Here is a 229-nt window from a genome sequence, read left to right as displayed (position 1 = left end):
CCGTACCACATCGTCGAGAAGGACACTTACTCGGTGGTCAAGGAGAAGATCCCGGAAGGCAAGACCACCTGCTCGCTGTGTTCGCGCCTGCGCCGCGGCACCCTGTACACCTTCGCCGACGAGATCGGCGCGACCAAGATGGCCCTCGGTCACCACCGTGACGACATCCTCGAGACCTTCTTCCTCAACATGTTCTATGGCGGCACGCTCAAGGCCATGCCGCCCAAAC

1 pseudogene is annotated in these 229 nt (G+C 61.6%); it reads left to right on the top strand.

Annotated elements, in window-relative coordinates:
* Positions 1–229 (top strand): annotated as a pseudogene (locus tag AC0IYH_RS34380) (tRNA 2-thiocytidine(32) synthetase TtcA); the annotation flags it as partial.

It is taken from the genome of Pseudomonas sp. AC463, assembly GCF_979253585.1.
This window is presented reverse-complemented; position numbering and strand designations above follow the sequence as displayed.